The sequence below is a fragment of the Micromonospora sp. M51 genome (assembly GCF_018070305.1).
Taxonomy (GTDB): Bacteria; Actinomycetota; Actinomycetes; order Mycobacteriales; family Micromonosporaceae; genus Micromonospora; species Micromonospora parva.
This window is the reverse complement of record NZ_JAGPXZ010001029.1, coordinates 1-1,713: the sequence shown is the minus strand read 5'-3', so window position 1 is coordinate 1,713 and position 1,713 is coordinate 1. Positions and strand designations below refer to the sequence as shown.

The 1,713-nt window shown below is 72.0% G+C and carries 3 protein-coding genes; 2 read left to right on the top strand and 1 reads right to left on the bottom strand.

The annotated features are described in order from the left end of the window. A partial coding sequence (locus KBX53_RS32105) for an asparaginase (RefSeq protein WP_210863581.1) occupies positions 1-164 on the top strand: 164 nt, incomplete at its 5' end. A 185-nt stretch (positions 165-349) separates the two neighbouring features. Here KBX53_RS32105 and KBX53_RS32100 read toward each other — a convergent pair. Continuing rightward, a complete protein-coding gene (locus KBX53_RS32100) occupies positions 350-1,147 on the bottom strand; it encodes an alpha/beta hydrolase (RefSeq protein WP_307857748.1) in 798 nt (265 codons plus the stop codon). A 112-nt stretch (positions 1,148-1,259) separates the two neighbouring features. Between KBX53_RS32100 and KBX53_RS32095 the strand changes: the two genes are divergently transcribed. Beyond that, the coding region (locus tag KBX53_RS32095; RefSeq protein ID WP_247676537.1) for a helix-turn-helix domain-containing protein at positions 1,260-1,713 on the top strand (454 nt) is incomplete at its 3' end.

Below are 1,713 nucleotides of genomic sequence, written 5' to 3'. Positions count from 1 at the left end.
CCCTCGCGATGAAGAACGACGACGGCGCCGACCGGGCGCGGATGCCGGTGCTGGTCTCCGCGCTGCGCCGACTCGGCGTGGACGCCCCGGTGCTGGCCGAGTACGAAGAGGTGCCGCTCTTCGGCGGCGGGGTGCCGGTCGGAGCGGTCCGCCCGCTCTGGTGAGCGGCACTCCGGCATCGGTGGGGACGGCCGGCGTGGCTCACCGTCGGTGACCGTGCCGGCTGGCGGTGGCCCGAACATCGTGATGCCACAGCGGCATCACGATGCCGCTGTGGCATCACGCTCATTCGCGGGTCGGGCTCCGAACGGCCCGGTGTGCGTGCGGCCCGGCCTGCGTGCGGGGTTGATCAGCTCAGGAAGTCGAGCAGTGCGGCGTTGACCGGCTCCGGACGCTCCAGCGGCAGCAGGTGCGCGGCGTTCGGCACGTCGGGTAGGCGCACCGCGCCGGAGACCTCGGCGGCGATCCGGTCGGCGAGTCGGCTGATGTCCGGTACGTCCGCGGCGCCGGCGGTGACCAGGACGGGGATCGCCAGCTCGCCGAGACGGCCGATCGCCGGCGGGGTCAGCTCGCCCACCTCGACCGCGCCGAGCGCCAGCTCGGCGGCGAGGGCCCGCTGGTCCATCTCCTGCGCGAACGCGACCAGCTCGCTGTCGACGTCCTCCGGCTGCCGTCCCGGGCCGACCACCCAGAAGCGCACCTCACCGGCCGCGCCCGCGACGAAGTCGTCGGGGTCGACCTCGCCGACCAGGTTGTCCCACAGGTCGTTCGCCTCGTCGGACCACTCGTTGCCGGAGACCGCCGTGTCGAACAGCGCGAGCGCGCTCACCCGATCGGGGTGGGCCAGCGCGGTGTCGATGGCGACCGCTCCGCCGAACGAGCAGCCGACCAGGGCCGCCCGGGGCAGGTCGAGCGCGTCCAGCAGCCCGGCCACGTCGTCGTGGTGCGTGAACGGGGCCGGGGGGAGCTCCGAGTCGCCGTAGCCGCGCAGGTCAGGGACGATCACCCGGTGTCGGGTGGCGAGCGCGGACACCTGCCCCCGCCACATCCGCCGGTCGGCGATGCCGGCGTGCAGCAGGACGACGGGTGAACCGGTGCCGGCCTCGTCGTACGCGATGCTTGCTCCATTGACTGTGATCTTGTGCACGGTCGGACCGTACGGATCGACGGAGCGGCGCGCAAACGGGATGTTGAGACCTTGCTAACTATGGTTAGCATTTTGCTTGCAGGAGCTAGCGCCAGCGATTAGCGTCGCGGTCATGGCCACACCCAAGGACCTTCCCGACGTCGGCGGGTTCATCCGCGATCTGCGGCGCAACGCCAAGATCTCGCTACGGCAGCTCGCCGAGCAGGCCGGGGTCAGCAACCCGTACCTCAGCCAGATCGAGCGCGGCCTGCGCAAGCCCAGCGCCGAGGTGCTCCAGCAACTGGCGAGCGCGCTGCGGGTCTCCACGCCGGCGATGTACCTGCGCGCCGGTCTGCTCGACGACAAGGAAGGCCACGGGGTGCTCGCCGCCATCGCCGTGGACGCAGACCTGACGATGGCGCAGAAGCAGTCGCTCAGTCAGATCTACGAGACGTTCCGCCGGGAGAACACCCGGCTGGCCGAGGCCCAGGCCGAAGCCGATGCGGCCCAGGCCGGAGCCGGAGCGGCGGCCCAGGCCGACCAGGCTGCCGACCAGCCCGCCAGTCAGGCCGCCGATCTGGCCAATG